Here is a 17,965-nt window from a genome sequence, read left to right as displayed (position 1 = left end):
GTGGTTCAGTCCTCCAGTGCGGCGAGGCCGGGGAGCGTCTTGCCCTCAAGGTATTCGAGGCTGGCGCCGCCGCCGGTCGAGATGTGGCCGAAGGCGTTCTCGTCGAAGCCCAGGATGCGCACGGCCGCGGCCGAGTCGCCACCACCGACGACGGTGAAGCCGGGCGAGTCGAGCAGTGCCTGGGCGACGGCGCGGGTGCCGTTCGCGTAGTCGGGGTGTTCGAAGACGCCCATCGGGCCGTTCCAGAACACCGTGCCCGCGTCGGCGAGCTTCGAGGCGTAGAGCTCGCGGGTCTTCGGGCCGATGTCCAGGCCCTCCTTGTCCGCCGGGATGGCGTCCGAGGCGACGAGCTCCGGGTTGGCCGGGGCCTTGGTCTTCAGGTCCGGGAAGTCGGCCGAGACCAGGACGTCCACGGGGAGGACGAACTCCACGCCGCGCTTCTCGGCGCGCGCCAGGTACTCCAGGCAGACCGGGATCTGGTCCTCCTGCAGCAGCGAGATGCCGACCTCGTGGCCCTTGGCCTTGAGGAAGGTGTACGACATGCCGCCGCCGATGAGGATGCGGTCGGCCTTCTCCAGCAGGTTGTCGATGACGCCCAGCTTGTCGGAGACCTTGGCACCGCCCAGGACCACCACGTAGGGGCGCTGGACGTCGTCGGTGAGCTTCTTCAGGACGCCGACCTCGGTGGCGATCAGATCGCCGGCGGCCTGCGGGAGGCGCGACGGGAGGTCGTAGACCGAGGCGTGCTTGCGGTGCACCGCACCGAAGCCGTCGCCCACGTAGAGGTCGGCCAGCGACGCGAGGGCGTCGGCGAACGCGCCGCGCTCCGCGTCGTCCTTGCTGGTCTCGCCCGCGTTGAAACGGAGGTTCTCCAGCAGCGTGACCTCGCCGTCGCCCAGAGCGGCGACGGTGGCCTTCGCGCTGTCACCGACCGTGTCGGTGGCGAACGAGACGTTCTTGCCCAGGATCTCGCCGAGCCGCACGGCGGCGGGGGCCAGGGAGAACTGGGGGTCCGGGGCGCCCTTGGGACGGCCCAGGTGGGAGGCGACGATCACCTTCGCGCCCGCCTCGGCGAGCTTGGCGATGGTCGGCGCGACGGCGCGGATGCGGCCGTCGTCCGTGATGGTGGTGCCGTCGAGGGGGACGTTCAGGTCGGCGCGGACGAACACCCGCTTGCCCGTGACGCCGTCCTGGATCAGTTCGTCGATCGTCTTCATGCAGTGACTCCGGTTGGGGGCACCTCCCAGCGGTCGCTGGGGGATCCGTGAGGGTCAGTCATGGAACGGGGCCCGTACGGCGCACCATCGCGTCGTACGAGCCCCGTCCCCTACATCTACATCCCGTCGCCTGTGGCAGTCGCGTCAGGGGGAGATCAGAGCTGGCCGCCGACGAAGACGGTCAGGTCCACCAGGCGGTTGGAGTAGCCCCACTCGTTGTCGTACCAGCCGACGACCTTGACCTGCTTGCCCTGGACCATGGTCAGGGAGGAGTCGAAGGTGCACGAGGCCGGCCAGTTGACGATGTCCGAGGAGACGATCGCGTCCTCGGTGTACTCCAGGACGCCCTTGAGCGGACCGTCGGCGGCCTTCTGGAAGGCGGCGTTGATCTCTTCCTTGCTGACCTCGCGGTCGAGCTCCAGGACGAGGTCGGTGACCGAGCCGGTGGGGACCGGGACGCGCATGGCGATGCCGTCCAGCTTGCCCTTCAGCTGCGGGAGGACCAGGGCGGTGGCCTTGGCGGCACCCGTCGAGGTCGGGATGATGTTCTCCGCGGCGGCGCGGGCGCGGCGCAGGTCGGAGTGCGGGAAGTCCAGGATGCGCTGGTCGTTGGTGTACGCGTGGACCGTGGTCATCATGCCCTTGACGATGCCGAAGCTCTCGTCGAGCACCTTGGCCATCGGCGCCACGCAGTTGGTGGTGCAGGAGGCGTTGGAGATGACGTGGTGGTTGGCCGCGTCGTACTTCTCGTGGTTGACGCCCATCACGATGGTGATGTCCTCGTTCTTGGCCGGGGCCGAGATGAGGACCTTCTTCGCGCCGGCGGCCAGGTGCTTGGCCGCGTCCTCGCGCTTGGTGAAGATACCGGTGGACTCGATGACGATGTCGGCGCCGAGCTCGCCCCACGGGAGGGCGGCCGGGTCACGCTCGGCCATCGTCTTGAACGTCTGGTTGCCGACCGTGATCGAGTCGTCGGTGTGGCTGACTTCCTGCTTGAGGCGACCCAGGATGGTGTCGTACTTCAGGAGGTGCACCAGGGTGGCGTTGTCGGTCAGGTCGTTGACACCGACGATCTCGATGTCCGCACCCTGCTCCAGGAGCGCGCGGAAGTAGTTACGACCGATACGGCCAAAGCCGTTGATGCCTACGCGGATCGTCACGAACCGATCTCCTCGTTGGTGTGCCGGACTGTCCGCCGGCGGCTGTAATGGGATGTCCCCGACCACCACCGACCCTACCTCTAACAAGGGAGGTACGTGACATTGGCGGCGCTGCCCCGCCGCCCATGGGGCGCCTGGGATCGAACGAGCGGTCGGGGGCCCGAACGAGCGAGGACGCCGTCCGGAATGAGGCGGTTTGTCACCCACCAATTGCGCGCAGTGCGGCACCGATGAGCCCCGCGCGCTCGCGGGTGTCCGGCACGCTCTCCAGGCCGAAGCCGAGGAGGGCGGTGTCACGCGTAGTGACGGCCGCCACCGGTCCGGCAGCGCCCCCGCCGTCACGCAGAGTGACCTTCCGGGGTGCCTCCGCCGGGGCCGCGGTGTAGTGGCCCGCGGCCGCGCTGCGGAACTGCGGGAAGGCGTCGGGCGGCAGCTCCTCGGAGACGGGCCGGTAGGCACCGGCCGCCTCCAGCGGTCCGCCGCCGGCGCCGCCCAGCAGCGCCGTGGTGCCGGTGAGCTCGCCGGCGCCGGTGAAGCGCCGCGGGACGGGATGCGAGGTCCGCGTGCCCGCGCCCAGGTAGTACTGGCTGAAGTCGTCGGTGTCGGCGGGGCCGACCTTGGAGCTGCCGCCCGCCCTGACGCCGGCGGTGATCAGCTTGCCGCCCTCGTTGACGAAGTCCCGGACGGCGAGCAGGGTGGCGCCGTCCGGGCGGGCGTCGCCGGAGTACCACAGGACGGTGTCGAAGGACCCGAGGACGCCCAGGGCGTCGGGTGCGCCCCGCCGGGCGACGTCCCAGACCGCGGCCTTGCGGCCATTGTCCGCGAGGGCCCTGACGTAGGCGCTGGCGTGCCGGGCGGGGCCGGAGCCGCCCTCGTCGGCGATGACCAGGGTGTCGGCGCGGGAACGCCCGGCCTCGGCGTACCCGGCCACGGTGTAGGTGAAGGGCTCGCTGGCGGTCGCCCGGCCCTCACGGGTGCGGCCGGTGAACCAGACGCTGACGGTGGAGCCGGGCCGGGCCCCTTCGACCGCGGCGCGGTACTGGTCGAAGCGGATGTTGTCCTCACCGCCGTAACGGTCGCCACCGTCCCAGGCCCGCAGTTCCTCGGTGTGCGTGCGGCCGCCGTCGATGCGGTAGTTGAGGTGCTTGTCGCGCAGGCTCTTGCGGGCCGTGACGGCGACGGTCTGGGCCTTGCCGCGGGCGTAGGACGTGGTGAAGGCGTGCGGGGTGAAGTCGGGGGCCGTGAGGCCGACCGCGGAGGAGGGGCGGTCGGGGTGGGCGGCGGTCTCGGCGACGGAGAGGGCGAAGGGGATGTTCTTGGCGAACTCCTGCTGGATCAGCTTCTCGTCGTCGGGGAAGTTGAAGACGGAAGCGCACGCGGCCGGGTCCCAGCGGTCGTCCGGGTCCACCCGGGAGGCCGTCTGGCAGGTCGCCATCTCGGGGGTGAACATCATCGTGCCGTTGGCGTTGGCCGCATGGCCGTCGGCCTCGCCGTTGGTGGTGTAGAGCTCGGAGGAGAGCTGGGGGTGGTAGCCCGGGATCGCGGACTTCTCCGGGGTGCCGGCCAGCGCCTTGTAGAGGACGTCGTCGGGGGTGGGGGTGGCCACCTGCCAGCCGACGCCGTAGAGGAGCAGTTCGGCGGCCGAGTGGTAGTTGACCGCGTACGTGAAGCGGTGGCTCTTCTGGAAGCCGTCCAGGGCCTTGGTCTCGGGTTCGGATCCGGCGGCCGGGCCGCGGTAGGTCTCGGAGGCGGGGCGCGGGGACGAACCCTCGTTGTCGTAGCCCCACTTGTAGGAGAAGTTGCGGTTGAGGTCGACGCCGTCGCCGGGGGTGATCTTCCCGTCGCCGTTGTTGTCGCGGAGGTTCTTGCGCCAGAGCCGGTTGGCGGGGCTTTCGAAGGTGAAGTCGTAGCCGTCGGGGTTGGCGGAGAGGACGAACCACAGCTCGGTGCTGTCGACGATCTTCGTGATGCGGTCGTCCTTGCCGTAGCCGTCGAGGTAGTGGTGCATCAGCCGCCGGGTCATCTCGGGGGTGATCCACTCGCGGGCGTGCTGGTTGGACATGTAGAGCACGGCGGGCTTGGCGCCGTCGGCCCGTGCGCCGGCGTCCTTGGAGACCTTGAGGGCGAGGATGTCCTGCCCGCGCGTGGTCCGGCCGAGGCTGACGAGCTTGGTGAGGGAGCGGTGTGCGGCGGAGGTGTCGACGAGCTCCTGCCGGAGCCCGTGGGCGCCGCTGTACGGGCGGAAGACCCCGTCGCCCTGGGGCCCGAGGCCCTCGGGGGCGGCCGGGCGCTTCCCGGTGAGGGCGATGCCCTGCCGGCGCAGCTCCTCGGCCTGCGGTGCGGTGAGGTACAGCTCGACGGCCGCCTTCCGGCCGTCGGTGATGCGTTGGCCCAGCTCGTGGCCGTCGACGCCGGCCCTGAGCAGGATCGGGACCTGTGCGCTGGTGACCTCGGCGGTCCATACGGCCGGCGCGTCGGCGCCGGGCTGCGGGGCCGCGGCGGTGCCCGCGGCCGGCTGTGCCTGGGCGGCGGACGCCACGGCCGGTCCGCCGAGTAACAGCGAGACGACCGCGACCGCCGATCCCGTTCTTCTGCGTCTCATGAGCCCCCCTTGCTGTCGACTGCCACGTCGGTGCACGGAGGTCAGGCTGTAGCCCCTTCATGATCATGTCAACGGTGCGATTCGCGCCGGGCGCACGCCACGACGCCCCCGTCTCCCCCCGGGGTGACGGGGGCGGTGACGGGGGCGTCGTGGCGGCCGGAGGGCGGCCCGGGAGTCAGCCGACCATGCCCTCGGCCATCTCCTCGGAGAGGTCGGACAGGTCGGAGAGGTTCGACTCGGTGCCGGGGATGCCCAGGTCCTGCGCGCGCTTGTCGGCCATGGCCAGCAGCCGGCGGATCCGGCCGGCGACGGCGTCCTTGGTCAGCGGCGGGTCGGCGAGGGCGCCGAGCTCCTCCAGCGATGCCTGCTTGTGCTCCATGCGCAGCCGGCCGGCGGCGGCGAGGTGCTCGGGGACCTCCTCGCCGAGGATCTCCAGGGCCCGCTGGACGCGCGCGCCCGCGGCGACGGCGGCCCGGGCCGAGCGGCGCAGGTTGGCGTCGTCGAAGTTGGCCAGGCGGTTGGCGGTGGCCCGCACCTCGCGGCGCATCCGCCGCTCCTCCCAGGCCAGCACGGACTCGTGGGCGCCGAGCCGCGTCAACAGCGCGCCGATCGCGTCACCGTCCCGGACGACGACGCGGTCCACGCCCCGCACCTCGCGGGCCTTGGCGGCGATCTGCAGTCTGCGGGCCGCCCCGACGAGCGCCAGTGCCGCCTCGGGGCCCGGGCACGTCACCTCCAGGGAGGAGGAGCGGCCGGGCTCGGTGAGCGAACCGTGGGCGAGGAAAGCGCCCCGCCAGGCGGCCTCCGCATCGCAGGTGGCACCGGAGACGACCTGCGGCGGCAGTCCGCGGATCGGCCGGCCGCGGCCGTCGACCAGTCCGGTCTGGCGCGCCAGCTGGTCACCGCCCGCCACCACCCGCACCACGTACCGGCTGCCGCGGCGCAGCCCGCCGGGGGCCATCACCACCAGGTCGGAGGCGTGTCCGAAGATCTCCAGAATGTCCTTGCGCAGCCGCCGGGCCGCGATCCCGGTGTCCAGCTCCGCCTCGATCACGATGCGCCCGCTGACCAGGTGCAGCCCGCCCGCGAAGCGCAGGATCGCCGAGACCTCCGCTTTGCGGCAGCAGGTGCGGGTGACGGGGAGCCGGGAGATTTCGTCCTTCACCGCTGCCGTCATCGCCATGGGCCGATCCTTCCATGCATCCGAAAAATACGGTCGTACGCGGCGGCCAACAGCTCCGGGTCGTGCGTCGGGCAGCCGTCGGGGGAGGCGACCGGCGCCAGCTCGACCGTCGCCCCCAGGCGCTTGGCGGCGTCCGTGAGGCTGTCCCGGTCGGGCACGGCGGCCTCGTCGGCCAGCACCACGTCCAGGGCGAGTTTAGGGGCGTGTCGGGCCAAAACCTCCAAATGACGCTGCGGGGAGAAGCCATCGGTTTCCCCGGGCTGCGGTGCGAGGTTCAACGACAGCACGCGGCGGGCCTTCGTCTCCTGCAGGGCCTGCAGCAGCTCGGGCACCAGCAGGTGCGGGATGACGGAGGAGAACCAGGAGCCCGGGCCGAGCACCACCCAGTCCGCGTCCAGCACCGCCTCGACGGCCTCGGGGACCGCCGGCGGGTCCTCGGGGACGACGTGCACGGACTGCACCTCGCCGGGGGTGAGCGCCACGGTGGCCTGGCCGCGCACGGTGCTGACCGCGTCGGGCTCGGCCGGGTCGTGGCCGCGGACGAGCGCCTGGAGCTCCAGCGGGACCGCCGACATGGGCAGCACCCGGCCGTGCGCGCCCAGCAGCTTGCCGACCAGGTCCAGGGCCTGCACGTGGTCGCCCAGCTGCTCCCAGAGGGCGACGATGAGGAGGTTGCCGACGGCGTGGCCGTGCAGCTCCCCCTGGCTCTCGAAGCGGTGCTTGATCACGCGCGCCCACGTCTGGCCCCAGTCGTCGTCGCCGCACAGCGCCGCGAGGGCCTTGCGCAGGTCGCCCGGGGGCAGCACGCCCAGCTCCTGGCGGAGCCGGCCGCTGGAGCCGCCGTCGTCGGCGACGGTGACGACGGCCGTGAGGTCGCCGGTGATCCGGCGGAGCGCGGCGAGGGAGGCGGACAGCCCGTGGCCGCCGCCGAGGGCGACGACCTTGGGCTGCGCGCCGCGGCCCGGACGGCCCTCGGTGCCGCGCCGGCGGCCGGGGACCAGTCTGCCGACGCGGCGCATCCGGGAGGTGCGGCCGGTCACTCGCGCCCCATGTCCCGGTGGACGACGACGGTCTCGACGCCCTCCGAGACGAGTCGGTGGGCGAGCTTCTCGGACATGGCGACGGAGCGGTGCTTGCCGCCGGTGCAGCCGACCGCGATCGTCACGTACCGCTTGCCCTCGCGGCGGTAGCCGGCGGCGATGAGCTGCAGGAGCTCGGTGTAGCGGTCGAGGAACTCCTTGGCGCCGGGCTGGTTGAAGACGTAGCCCGAGACCTCCTCGTTGAGGCCGGTGAAGGGCCGCAGCTCCGGGACCCAGTGCGGGTTGGGCAGGAAGCGGCAGTCGACCACGAGGTCGGCGTCGACGGGCAGGCCGTACTTGAAGCCGAACGACATGACGGTGGCGCGCAGCTCCGGCTCCTCCTCGCCGGCGAACTGGGCGTCCATCTTGGCGCGCAGCTCGTGGACGTTGAGGCTGGAGGTGTCGATCACCAGATCGGCGTCGCCCCGCAGCTCGCGCAGCAGGTCGCGCTCGGCGGCGATGCCGTCGACGATGCGGCCGGAGCCCTGCAGCGGGTGCGGGCGGCGCACCGACTCGAAGCGGCGCACCAGGGCGTCGTCGGACGCCTCCAGGAAGATCACCCGGCGCTTGACCTTCTTGGCCGCGAGGTCCGCCAGGGACTCGCGGAGGTTGTCGAAGAAGCGGCGGCCGCGGACGTCCACGACCACGGCGATGCGGGCCACGTTGCCCTGCGAGCGGGCGCCGAGGTCCACCATGGTGGGGATCAGCGCGGGCGGCAGGTTGTCCACGACGAACCAGCCCAGGTCCTCCAGACACTTGGCGGCGGTGCTGCGCCCCGCCCCCGACATGCCGGAGATGATCACCAGCTCGGGGATGCCCGCTGCCTCGCCGGTCGCATCCGCCGTCGTGCCCGTACTCACCTTTGCTCCGTCCCGGTCGGTCACGTTCATGCTGTCTTCCCCCGTTCTGCCGACGGCGCCGCCGGCGCCGTCCTCTCTTCCATACTGCGGCTTTCCCGGGCCGGGGGCCCGGACCGCGGGCGGCGCCGGTCGGCGCGCCGTCCGCGGGAGCCGTCCTGTGCGGCCAGGTCCATCATTCCTCCGCGTCGTCCATGATCTCGCCCGTCGCCGTGTTGACGGCCGGGGCGGGCGGGGCCGCCGCCGCGAGCGCCGCGGCGATCGTCTCGGCCGTCTTGCGGCCGATGCCGGGTGCCTCGCAGATCTGCTCGACCGTCGCGGCCCGCAGCCGCTTGACCGAGCCGAAGTGTTTCAGCAGGGCCTGCTTGCGGGTGCTGCCGAGGCCGGGGACCGTGTCGAGCGGGCCGGCCTTGAGGGTCTTGGTGCGCTTGCTGCGCTGGTAGGAGATGGCGAAGCGGTGCGCCTCGTCGCGGACGCGCTGCAGGAGGTAGAGGCCCTCGCTGGTGCGCGGGAGGACGACCGGGTCGTCGTCGTCCGGCAGCCAGACCTCCTCCAGCCGCTTGGCCAGGCCGCAGACGGCCACGTCGGTGACGCCGAGCTCGTCGAGCGCCCGCTTGGCGGCCGCGACCTGCGGCTTGCCGCCGTCGACGACGACGAGCTGGGGCGGGTAGGCGAAGCGCTTGGGCCGGTCGTCGGCCTCGGCCGGCACCTCGCCGTCCGTCTCGTGCGTCAGCTCCCCCGTCTTCAGGCTCTCCGCGAGGTAGCGGCGGAAGCGCCGGCCGACGACCTCGTGCATGGACCGCACGTCGTCCTGTCCGGCGAAGCCTTTGATCTGGAAGCGGCGGTACTCGCTCTTGCGGGCCAGGCCGTCCTCGAAGACGACCATGGACGCCACCACGTCCTGCCCCTGCAGGTGGGAGATGTCGAAGCACTCGATGCGCAGCGGCGCGGAGTCCAGGCCCAGGGCCTCGGCGATCTCCTCCAGGGCCCGGGAGCGGGTGGTGAGGTCGGAGGCGCGCTTGGTCTTGTGCAGCACGAGCGCCTGCTGGGCGTTGCGCTGGACCGTGGCCATCAGGTCCTTCTTGTCGCCGCGCTGGGGAATGCGCAGGTCCACGCGGGCGCCGCGGCGCTCGGTCAGCCACTGGACGACGGGGCCGGACGGCTCGGGCAGGGCGGGCACCAGCACCTCCTTGGGGACCGCGTCGCCGCTCTCCTCGCCGTAGAGCTGCTGCAGGGCGTGCTCGACGAGCCCGGCGGTGTCGACGGCCTCGACCTTGTCGGTGACCCAGCCGCGCTGGCCGCGCACCCGGCCGCCGCGGACGTGGAAGATCTGCACGGCGGCTTCGAGTTCGTCCTCGGCGACCGCGATCAGGTCGGCGTCGGTGGCGTCGGCCAGGACGACGGCGTTCTTCTCCAGTGCGCGGCGGAGCGCCTCTATGTCGTCCCGCAGCCGGGCCGCCTTCTCGTATTCCATCTCCTCGGCGGCATCGTGCATCTGCCGTTCCAAACGGCGGATGTACGCGCCCGTACGGCCGGCCATGAAGTCGCAGAACTCCTCGGCCAGTTCGCGGTGCTCCTCGGCGGTGACGCGGCCGACGCAGGGGGCGGAGCACTTGCCGATGTAGCCGAGCAGGCAGGGGCGGCCGATCTGGGCGGAGCGCTTGAACACCCCGGCCGAGCAGGTGCGTACGGGGAAGACGCGCAGCATCAGGTCGACGGTCTCGCGGATGGCCCAGGCGTGGGCGTACGGGCCGAAGTAGCGCACGCCCTTCTTCTTGGGGCCGCGCATGACCTGTACCCGGGGGAACTCCTCGCCCATCGTGACCGCGAGGGAGGGGTAGCTCTTGTCGTCGCGGTACTTCACGTTGAACCGCGGGTCGTACTCCTTGATCCAGGAGTATTCGAGCTGGAGCGCCTCGACCTCGGTGGAGACCACGGTCCACTCCACGGAGGCGGCCGTGGTGACCATGGTGCGGGTGCGCGGGTGCAGGCCGGCGAGGTCCTGGAAGTACGAGGAGAGCCTCTGGCGCAGGCTCTTCGCCTTCCCGACGTAGATCACGCGCCCGTGCTCGTCGCGGAATCTGTAGACCCCGGGCGAGTCGGGGATCTGTCCCGGCTTGGGTCGGTAGCTGCTGGGGTCGGCCATGTCACACACCCTACTTGCGGGCAGTGACAATCCGTCGCCCCGCGGGCGCCCGGGGGCGGGGGCCCGGACGACGCCGCTCCGGCCCCGGCAGCGGTGGCTGCCGGGGCCGGAGCCGGGGGACGGGGCCCAGGTGGCCCTCAGGGGCCGCGGGGGCCCTGGGGGGTTCCGGTTCCGTCAGCGGCGCCGCAGCCTGCGCACCGCGACGGTTCCCAGGCCGAGGGCCAGGGCCGCCGCCCCTCCGGCCGCCGCGACGGTGGCCGCGGCCGGCGATCCGTCGTCGCCCCGGGGCGCCGCGGTCGCCGTCCGGTCCGCATCGGCCACCGGTGCGACGGGGTTCCCGGTGTTCCCGGCGTTGTCCTCGAAGCCGCCGGCCACGCCCTTCTTCGCATAGGTGGAGCCGGGCAGCTTGTCGCCGTACTGCCTGTGCACCCGGGCCCGGTACGCGTCGATCGTGGTGCCCTCGGCGCCGATCGCGCGGACGGCGTCCTCGTCGAGCGGCAGGACGCGGTCGCCGCGCTGCACGTACCAGGCGTTGATCTGGGGCTCGCGGAAGACGGTGCCGCCGCTGAGCCTGCGGGCGCCCTCGGCTGCGTAGCGTGTCTCGTCGTCACCGGTGGCGATGTTGACGACCTTCCAGTCGCCCCCGGTGCGGGCGGTCCATACCGAGGCCCGTTGCCCGTCGGCCGCCACCGCCGTGCTGGCGAGGAAGTCGAGGGAGGCGACGGCGGCCCCGTCCCGGCCGGCCACGAACTCCGGCGCAAGCGTGTACACGGGAACCGTCGCGCCCTCGATCCGCGGCTTCGCCCGGCCCTGGGCGATGGCGCCGTCGCGGGCGAAGAAGCGCGCGAGGGTGTCCAGGGTCGCGGGTGCCGCCGCCGCGTCGCGGGCCTCGGCGAGCCCTGCGGCCGGCGGCGGGGCGGGGGTGGCCGGCGGCGCGGCGTGCGCCAGGGGGGCGAGGCCGAGCAGCGCGGCGGTCAGGGCGCCGGCGGCCACCGCACGGGCCGCGTTGCGCCGGGAGTGGTCGCTGTTCGTCATGGTCCTCACGCCCCGATCCGGTAGAGCGAGTGGGTCCAGGCGAACTGGCTGTTGCTGACGTACCAGTCGTGGGACGCCCAGTTGTAGCGGTTGCTGGAGGGCCACGGGTCGCCCCAGTAGACGAGGCTTCCCGCGTCGTCGTACCCGTGGATGACGTGCATGTGGCCACCGCCGGACTGCCATCCGATGCGGGTCTCGACGGGGCGGCCCGCGTCGATCTCCGCCTTCACGGTCGCGTAGCGCAGCCATCCGCTGACGTACGAGCCCCGGTTGATGCCGGCCCAGTCGAGGGCGTTCTGCACATTGCCCAGGGTGGCCTGGTTGTTGGGGCACGTCGTGCCCTGGGTGCGGTTGAACGCGGCGTTGCAGAACTGGTTCTGGCTGTAGGTGCGGCCCATCCAGGTGGTGATGGTGTTGCCGGACGCGGCCCAGCACCAGTTGGTCTGCTGCTGCGCCTGCATGGAGATGTTGAGTTTGTTCGCCGCGCGCAGAGCGTGCTGTTCGCCGGTCGCCGCGCTCGCCGTGGTGGGGACGACGAGCAGGGCGGAGGCGACGAGAGCCGCTGAGGACAGCCGTCTGCCGCGTATGCGGGACTTTCCTTCGTTCGCCGATGCCGAGGCACGGGTCATGTGCGTTCCTCCCGTGGCGGGGGGGTTGTGGTGGAGGAGCGCGTCCGGACGCGTGTGAGGAGCATCGGGTGTTGTCGGGGACTGGTCAACCGGCTTCAATACCGCGTGGGGGCGCGGTGTGAACAGGGCGGAGGGACTGTGAACGGCCGGCGCCCGCCCAGGAGGAATGCAACGCTCCCGGCCCCCGGCGTCCACCTCGCCGTTCGTGAACATTCACGGGCAACACAGGGCTTTACAGGGGGATTTACAGAGGACCGTTGCAGAAGGGGCCGTGCGGCGCGTGCTGCGGGCGCCCGCAGCAGAGGAGCTTCGCCACCAAGCCTCACGAAGGAGCGAGCGAATGGCACCCAGCGGCACACGCGCTGCCGAGGCCGAGCTGGCGCAGGCGCTGCGCACGGGCCCGTTCCACCTGGCGCTGCGCACGGCGCTCTCGGCGCGCGGGCTCGCCCTGCACCGGGTCCAGCACCGGCTGGCGCAGCGGGGCGTGAAGGTCGGCGTGACGAGCCTGAGCTACTGGCAGCAGGGTGCCCGCCGGCCCCGCCGCCCCGAATCCCTGCGGGCCGTGAGGATGCTGGAGGAGGTGCTGGAGCTGCCCGCGCAGGCCCTGACCCGGCTGCTGCTGGAACCCGCCGGCCGGCCCGCCGCGGAACGGCCGGCGGCCCGCTCCTACCGCTCGTTGGTGGAGGAGTCCCGGACCGTGCACCGGCTGCTGACGGACCTGGAGTCGCCGGAGGACGGTGGGCTGCACACCGTGTGCCAGCTGGAGCGGGTGCTCATCGGTGCGCGGCGCGAGCTGCGCAGCCGCACGTCGCACCATGTGGTGCGGGCGCACCGCGACGGCGTGGACCGCTACGTGGCCATCCACCACGGCGACGCGGGCTGCGATCCGGGGCGGGTGGCCGTGCGGGCCACCGAGAACTGCCGGGTGGGCCGCCTCCGGTGGCACGAGGCGACCGGGGTGCTCGTGGCCGAGCTGCTCTTCGACGCCCGGCTGCGAGCCGGCGACACCCACGTCTTCGGCTACGGCTTCGAGGACGGCACGGGCGGCGCGAGCACCGAGTACGTCCGCGGGTTCAGCTTCGCGGGCGGACAGTACGTCCTGCAGGTGCGCTTCGACGACGCGGCCCTGCCGGTGCGGTGCCGGCGCTTCAGCCAGACCTCGGCGGGGGCGCCGCGCTGCGGGCAGCAGGAGCTGACGCTCACGGGGCGGCACCGGGGGGTGCACCTGGTGGAGGAGGGGGTACGGCCGGGGATCCTGGGGATCACCTGGGACTGGTCGTAGCCGCCCTGCTCCGCGTGGTCAGGCGTCCGGGCCCGCGATGAGCTTGCCGCCGTCCGCCTTGACGGGGACGGCGGGCAGGGGCGCCCCGGCGGGGCCCTGGAGCACCTTGCCGGTGGTGGCGTCGAACTTGCTGCCGTGGCAGGGGCAGCTGACCTTGCCGTCCTCGACCTTGTCCACGACGCAGCCGGCGTGCGTGCACACGGCGCTGAACGCCTTGTACTCCCCCGCGGCGGGCTGCGAGACGACCAGCTTCTGCTCGCGGAAGAGCCGGGCCCCGCCCACGGGCACCTCGCCCGCCGCCCCCAGGTCCACCGGCGCGGTGGGCACGGCGGGGCCCCGGGTGCCGCCCGCACCGCCGGAGCAGGCCGCGGCCCCGAGCCCGGCGGCGCCGGCCAGAGCGGCTCCGCGCAGCACGGTGCGGCGGGACGCCGAGGAAGCAGTGGGGCTGGACATGGGAGCTCCAACGGGGAAACGGTGATGCGGCGATACGACGTAGCGACAATACCGGCAGACGTTGCTCCGCTTACCGAGAGGACCAGCCCCGTGATCGTCGTCGCCGGAGAAGCCCTGATCGACCTCGTGCCGGACGGTCCCGGGGGCGACGGCGGCCTGCCGGCACTGCTGCCGCGGTGCGGCGGCGGCCCGTACAACACCGCCCTCGCCCTGGGCCGGCTGGGCACGGCCACCGCCTTCTGCTCGCGGGTGTCGGCCGATGCCTTCGGCGAGGCGCTGCTGGGCGGGCTGCGGGTGGCGGGCGTCGACCTGTCGCTGGTCCAGCGCGGCCCGGAGCCGACGACGCTGGCGGTGGCGGCCATCGGTGCGGACGGTTCGGCGGGCTACGGCTTCTACGCCGACGGCACCGCGGACCGGCTCTTCGCCCTGCCGGACGCGCTGCCGGACGGGACCGGGGCGCTGTGCCTGGGAACGTGCTCGCTGGTCCTGGAGCCGGGGGCGAGCGCGTACGAGGCGCTGCTGCGGCGCGAGTCCCGGCGCGGGGTGTTCACCCTGCTCGACCCCAACATCCGCCCCGGCCTCATCCCGGACGCCGACGCCTACCGCGCCCGCTTCCGCTCGTGGCTGCCGTACGTGTCCCTGCTGAAGGTGTCGGCGGAGGACGCCGCGTGGCTGGGCGGCGACGTCCCCGGCTGGCTCGCTGCGGGGCCTGCGGCGGTGGTGGTGACGCGGGGCGGTGAGGGCGTGAGCGTCCACACACGGTCGGGCGGCACGTACGAGGTCCCGGCGCACCGGGTGGACGTCGCGGACACGATCGGCGCGGGCGACACGGTGAACGCCGCCCTCCTGCACCGCCTCGCGCGCCTCGGCGCCCTCCGCCACGCGTCCCTGACGGCCCTGGACGGGGCCGCCTGGCGCGCGATCCTGGACTTCGCCGCCCGGGCGGCCGCCGTCACCTGCTCCCGCCCGGGAGCGGAACCTCCGTACGCGACGGAACTGGGTGAGGGCGGCCGGTAGCGGACGGCGTCGCCCGGCGGCGGGGACCCGGTGGTGCCGGGCCGGCCGCGGCCGGGCGACGGCCCGCTACGCCTTGCGGGACCGCGTCGTCGCCTTCTTCGCGGGCACCGCCTTCTTCGCGGCCGGCGTCTTCTTGGCGGCGGTGGTCTTCTTCGCGGCCGTGGTCCTCGCCGAGACCGTCTTCTTCGCCGCACCGGCCTTCGCCGCCACCGTCTTCTTCGCCGGCGCCCGCTTCGCGGCGGTCTTCCGCGCCGGGGCCGAGGACGAGGACGCGTCGCTCACGCGGTCGCCGAGCATCTCCCGCAGGAACTTTCCGGTGTGGCTGGCCGGGATCGCGGCGACCTCCTCCGGCGTGCCCTCCGCGACCACGAGGCCACCGCCCGCACCGCCCTCCGGGCCCATGTCGACGACCCAGTCGGCCGTCTTGATCACATCGAGGTTGTGCTCGATGACGATCACGGTGTTGCCCTTGTCGACGAGACCGGACAGCACGGAGATCAGCTTGCTGATGTCCTCGAAGTGCAGACCGGTGGTCGGCTCGTCCAGGACGTACACCGTCCGCCCCGTCGACCGCTTCTGCAGCTCGCTCGCGAGCTTCACGCGCTGCGCCTCGCCGCCGGAGAGCGTCGGCGCGGACTGCCCCAGCCGTACGTAGCCCAGCCCCACGTCGTGGAGGGTGCGCAGGTGCCGGGCGATGGTCGGCACGGCCTCGAAGAAGCTCAGCGCCTCCTCGATCGGCATGTCCAGCACCTCGGCGATGGACTTGCCCTTGTAGTGGACCTCCAGGGTCTCCCGGTTGTAGCGCGCCCCGTGGCAGACCTCGCACGGCACGTACACGTCCGGCAGGAAGTTCATCTCGATCTTGATCGTGCCGTCGCCGGAGCAGTTCTCGCAGCGGCCGCCCTTGACGTTGAAGGAGAAGCGGCCCGGCAGGTAGCCGCGCACCTTCGCCTCCATCGTCTCGGCGAACAGCTTGCGGACGTGGTCGAAGACACCGGTGTACGTCGCCGGGTTGGAGCGGGGCGTACGGCCGATGGGCGACTGGTCGACGTGGACGACCTTGTCGACCAGATCGTCGCCGTCCACGCGCGTGTGCCGGCCGGGGACCGCCCGGGCGCCCTGGAGCTCGCGCGCCAGGTGGGTGTACAGGATGTCGTTGACCAGCGTCGACTTGCCGGAACCGGAGACGCCGGTGACGGCCGTGAGCACCCCGAGCGGGAAGGACACGTCGATGTCGCGCAGGTTGTTCTCGCGCGCGCCGCGCACCGTCAGCCGCCGCGAGCCGTCGACGGGCCGGCGGATGTCCGGGGTGGGGATCGACCTCTTGCCGGACAGGTACTGCCCGGTCATCGACGCCTCGCTGCTCAGCAGCTCCTTGAGGGGACCGCTGTGGACGACCTTGCCGCCGTGCTCACCGGCGCCCGGGCCGATGTCGACGACCCAGTCGGCGACCTTGATGGTGTCCTCGTCGTGCTCGACGACGATGAGGGTGTTGCCCATGTCGCGCAGGCGGACGAGGGTCTCGATGAGGCGGTGGTTGTCCCGCTGGTGCAGGCCGATGGAGGGCTCGTCCAGGACGTAGAGCACGCCCACCAGCCCGGAGCCGATCTGCGTGGCCAGCCGGATGCGCTGCGCCTCGCCGCCGGAGAGGGTGCCCGCGGCGCGGTTGAGCGAGAGGTAGTCCAGGCCGACGTCGACGAGGAACTTCAGGCGCTCGTTGACCTCCTTGAGCACCCGCTCGGCGATCTTCTTCTCGCGGCCGGTGAGCTTCATCTCGCGCAGGAAGTCGGCACAGTCGCTGATCGACATCGCGGAGACCTCCGCGATGGAGCGGCCCTGCACGGTGACCGCGAGCACGATCGGCTTGAGCCGCGTGCCCTCGCAGGTCGGGCAGTGCACCTCGCGCATGTACCCCTCGAAGCGCTCGCGGCTGGCGTCGCTCTCGGCCTCGGAGTGGCGTCGCTTGACGAAGGGGACCGCGCCCTCGAAGGCCGTGGTGTACGCGCGCTCGCGCCCGTAGCGGTTGCGGTAGCGGACCTCGATCTGCGTGCGGTGGCCGTTCAGGAGCGCCTTCTTGGCGCGCTGCGGCAGCCCGGCCCAGGGGATGTCCGTGCGGAAGCCCAGCTCGCCGGCGAGGGCGCCGACCAGACGGCTGAAGTAGTCCTTGGTGTGGCCGTGCGACCAGGGGCTGATGGCGCCCTCGTCGAGGGACTTGTCCGGGTCGGGGACGATCAGCTCGGGGTCGACCTCCATGCGGGTGCCGATGCCGGTGCAGTCGGGGCAGGCGCCGAAGGGCGAGTTGAAGGAGAAGGAGCGCGGCTCCAGCTCCTCGAAGGAGAGGTCGTCGTACGGGCAGTAGAGGTGCTCGGAGAACATCCGCTCGCGCTCGGGGTCGTCCTCGGCGAGGTCGACGAAGTCGAGGATGACCATGCCGCCGGACAGGCCCAGCGCGGTCTCGACCGAGTCGGTCAGCCGGCGCTTGGCGCTGTCCTTGACGGTGAGGCGGTCGACGACCACCTCGATGGTGTGCTTCTCCTGCTTCTTGAGCTTGGGCGGGTCGGAGAGCTGGATCGTCTCGCCGTCGACCCGGGCCCGGCTGTAGCCCTTGGTCTGCAGGTCGGAGAAGAGATCGACGAACTCCCCCTTGCGCTCGCGCACCAGCGGCGAGAGCACCTGGAAGCGGCTGCCCTCGGGCAGCTCCAGCACACGGTCGACGATGGCCTGCGGCGACTGCCGGGAGATCGGACGCGCGCACTCGGGGCAGTGCGGCTTGCCGATGCGGGCGAAGAGGAGGCGGAGGTAGTCGTAGACCTCCGTGATGGTGCCGACCGTCGAGCGCGGGTTGCGCGAGGTCGACTTCTGGTCGATGGAGACGGCCGGGGACAGGCCCTCGATGAAGTCCACGTCGGGCTTGTCCATCTGCCCGAGGAACTGCCGTGCGTAGGAGGAGAGCGACTCGACGTAGCGGCGCTGCCCCTCGGCGAAGATCGTGTCGAACGCGAGGGAGGACTTGCCCGACCCGGAGAGCCCGGTGAACACGATGAGGGAGTCACGCGGGAGGTCGAGCGAGACGTTCTTGAGGTTGTGCTCGCGAGCGCCACGGACGATGAGACGGTCTGCCACGCCGGTCGGCACCTTTCTTGAGAGTCGGCTCTGGGGGGAGCTGCGGGGTGCGCCGTGCCCCTTCGATCCAGAGTACGGGGGGCCTCTGACAAAGCTCGGTTCACTCGGATGCCGTAAGCGATGCCTCTCCCGACCATATAGCACGCGCATTCGATTTATGGGCCGGATCCACCTCCTTCACC

Annotated in this window: 12 protein-coding genes and 1 pseudogene; 2 read left to right on the top strand and 11 right to left on the bottom strand. The window is 72.2% G+C overall.

What is annotated here, in order from left to right; all coding sequences use genetic code 11:
* Positions 1–5 precede the first annotated feature (5 nt).
* The 9 genes and pseudogenes from IE182_RS17910 to IE182_RS17870 all read right to left on the bottom strand — a co-directional run bounded on the left by IE182_RS17910 (position 6) and on the right by IE182_RS17870 (position 11,908).
* Complete coding sequence (locus IE182_RS17910) at positions 6–1,217, bottom strand: phosphoglycerate kinase (RefSeq protein ID WP_190110854.1); 1,212 nt, start codon at positions 1,215–1,217, stop codon at positions 6–8.
* Between the two features lie 155 nt (positions 1,218–1,372).
* Entirely contained in the window at positions 1,373–2,377 is a 1,005-nt protein-coding gene (gene gap, locus IE182_RS17905) for a type I glyceraldehyde-3-phosphate dehydrogenase (RefSeq protein ID WP_190110853.1), read from the bottom strand.
* 382 nt (positions 2,378–2,759) lie between these two features.
* Positions 2,760–4,979 (bottom strand): annotated as a pseudogene (locus tag IE182_RS17900) (M14 family metallopeptidase); the annotation flags it as partial.
* 175 nt (positions 4,980–5,154) lie between these two features.
* Positions 5,155–6,162: a DNA-binding protein WhiA gene (gene whiA / locus IE182_RS17895; protein ID WP_071964484.1), complete on the bottom strand. Its 1,008-nt coding sequence runs from the start codon at positions 6,160–6,162 to the stop codon at positions 5,155–5,157.
* Positions 6,153–7,202, bottom strand: coding sequence for a gluconeogenesis factor YvcK family protein (locus IE182_RS17890; RefSeq protein ID WP_190110851.1), 1,050 nt, complete (start codon positions 7,200–7,202; stop codon positions 6,153–6,155). The genes whiA and IE182_RS17890 overlap by 10 nt, the downstream gene beginning before the upstream one ends.
* The gene (gene rapZ / locus IE182_RS17885) at positions 7,199–8,101 is read right to left on the bottom strand and encodes an RNase adapter RapZ (RefSeq protein ID WP_190110952.1); all 903 of its coding nucleotides are present in this window, start codon (positions 8,099–8,101) and stop codon (positions 7,199–7,201) included. Before rapZ ends, IE182_RS17890 begins: the two co-directional genes overlap by 4 nt.
* A 172-nt stretch (positions 8,102–8,273) precedes the next feature.
* Complete coding sequence (uvrC, locus tag IE182_RS17880; protein ID WP_190110850.1) at positions 8,274–10,244, bottom strand: excinuclease ABC subunit UvrC; 1,971 nt, start codon at positions 10,242–10,244, stop codon at positions 8,274–8,276.
* Positions 10,245–10,418: 174 nt separating this feature from the next.
* Positions 10,419–11,279: a hypothetical protein gene (locus IE182_RS17875; RefSeq protein WP_190110951.1), complete on the bottom strand. Its 861-nt coding sequence runs from the start codon at positions 11,277–11,279 to the stop codon at positions 10,419–10,421.
* 5 nt (positions 11,280–11,284) lie between these two features.
* The gene (locus tag IE182_RS17870; RefSeq protein WP_190110849.1) at positions 11,285–11,908 is read right to left on the bottom strand and encodes a papain-like cysteine protease family protein; all 624 of its coding nucleotides are present in this window, start codon (positions 11,906–11,908) and stop codon (positions 11,285–11,287) included.
* A gap of 340 nt (positions 11,909–12,248) precedes the next feature.
* Between IE182_RS17870 and IE182_RS17865 the strand changes: the two genes are divergently transcribed.
* Entirely contained in the window at positions 12,249–13,190 is a 942-nt protein-coding gene (locus IE182_RS17865; RefSeq protein WP_190110848.1) for a hypothetical protein, read from the top strand.
* A gap of 18 nt (positions 13,191–13,208) precedes the next feature.
* Here the strand turns inward: IE182_RS17865 and IE182_RS17860 are convergent, their stop codons facing one another.
* Positions 13,209–13,643, bottom strand: a complete 435-nt coding sequence (locus IE182_RS17860) for a Rieske (2Fe-2S) protein (RefSeq protein ID WP_190110847.1) — start codon at positions 13,641–13,643, stop codon at positions 13,209–13,211.
* A gap of 90 nt (positions 13,644–13,733) precedes the next feature.
* Here IE182_RS17860 and IE182_RS17855 point away from each other — a divergent pair, with 90 nt between their 5' ends.
* Positions 13,734–14,660 carry a carbohydrate kinase family protein gene (locus tag IE182_RS17855; RefSeq protein WP_190110846.1) on the top strand — a complete coding sequence of 309 codons (927 nt, stop codon included), beginning with the start codon at positions 13,734–13,736 and terminating at the stop codon, positions 14,658–14,660.
* A gap of 66 nt (positions 14,661–14,726) precedes the next feature.
* Here IE182_RS17855 and uvrA read toward each other — a convergent pair whose 3' ends face one another.
* Positions 14,727–17,783 (bottom strand): excinuclease ABC subunit UvrA, encoded by a 3,057-nt coding sequence (gene uvrA / locus IE182_RS17850; RefSeq protein WP_190110845.1) that lies wholly within the window; start codon positions 17,781–17,783, stop codon positions 14,727–14,729.
* Between the last annotated feature and the right edge of the window lie 182 nt (positions 17,784–17,965).

This window comes from Streptomyces cinnamoneus (assembly GCF_014650495.1).
Lineage (GTDB): Bacteria > Actinomycetota > Actinomycetes > Streptomycetales > Streptomycetaceae > Streptomyces > Streptomyces cinnamoneus.
This window is presented reverse-complemented; position numbering and strand designations above follow the sequence as displayed.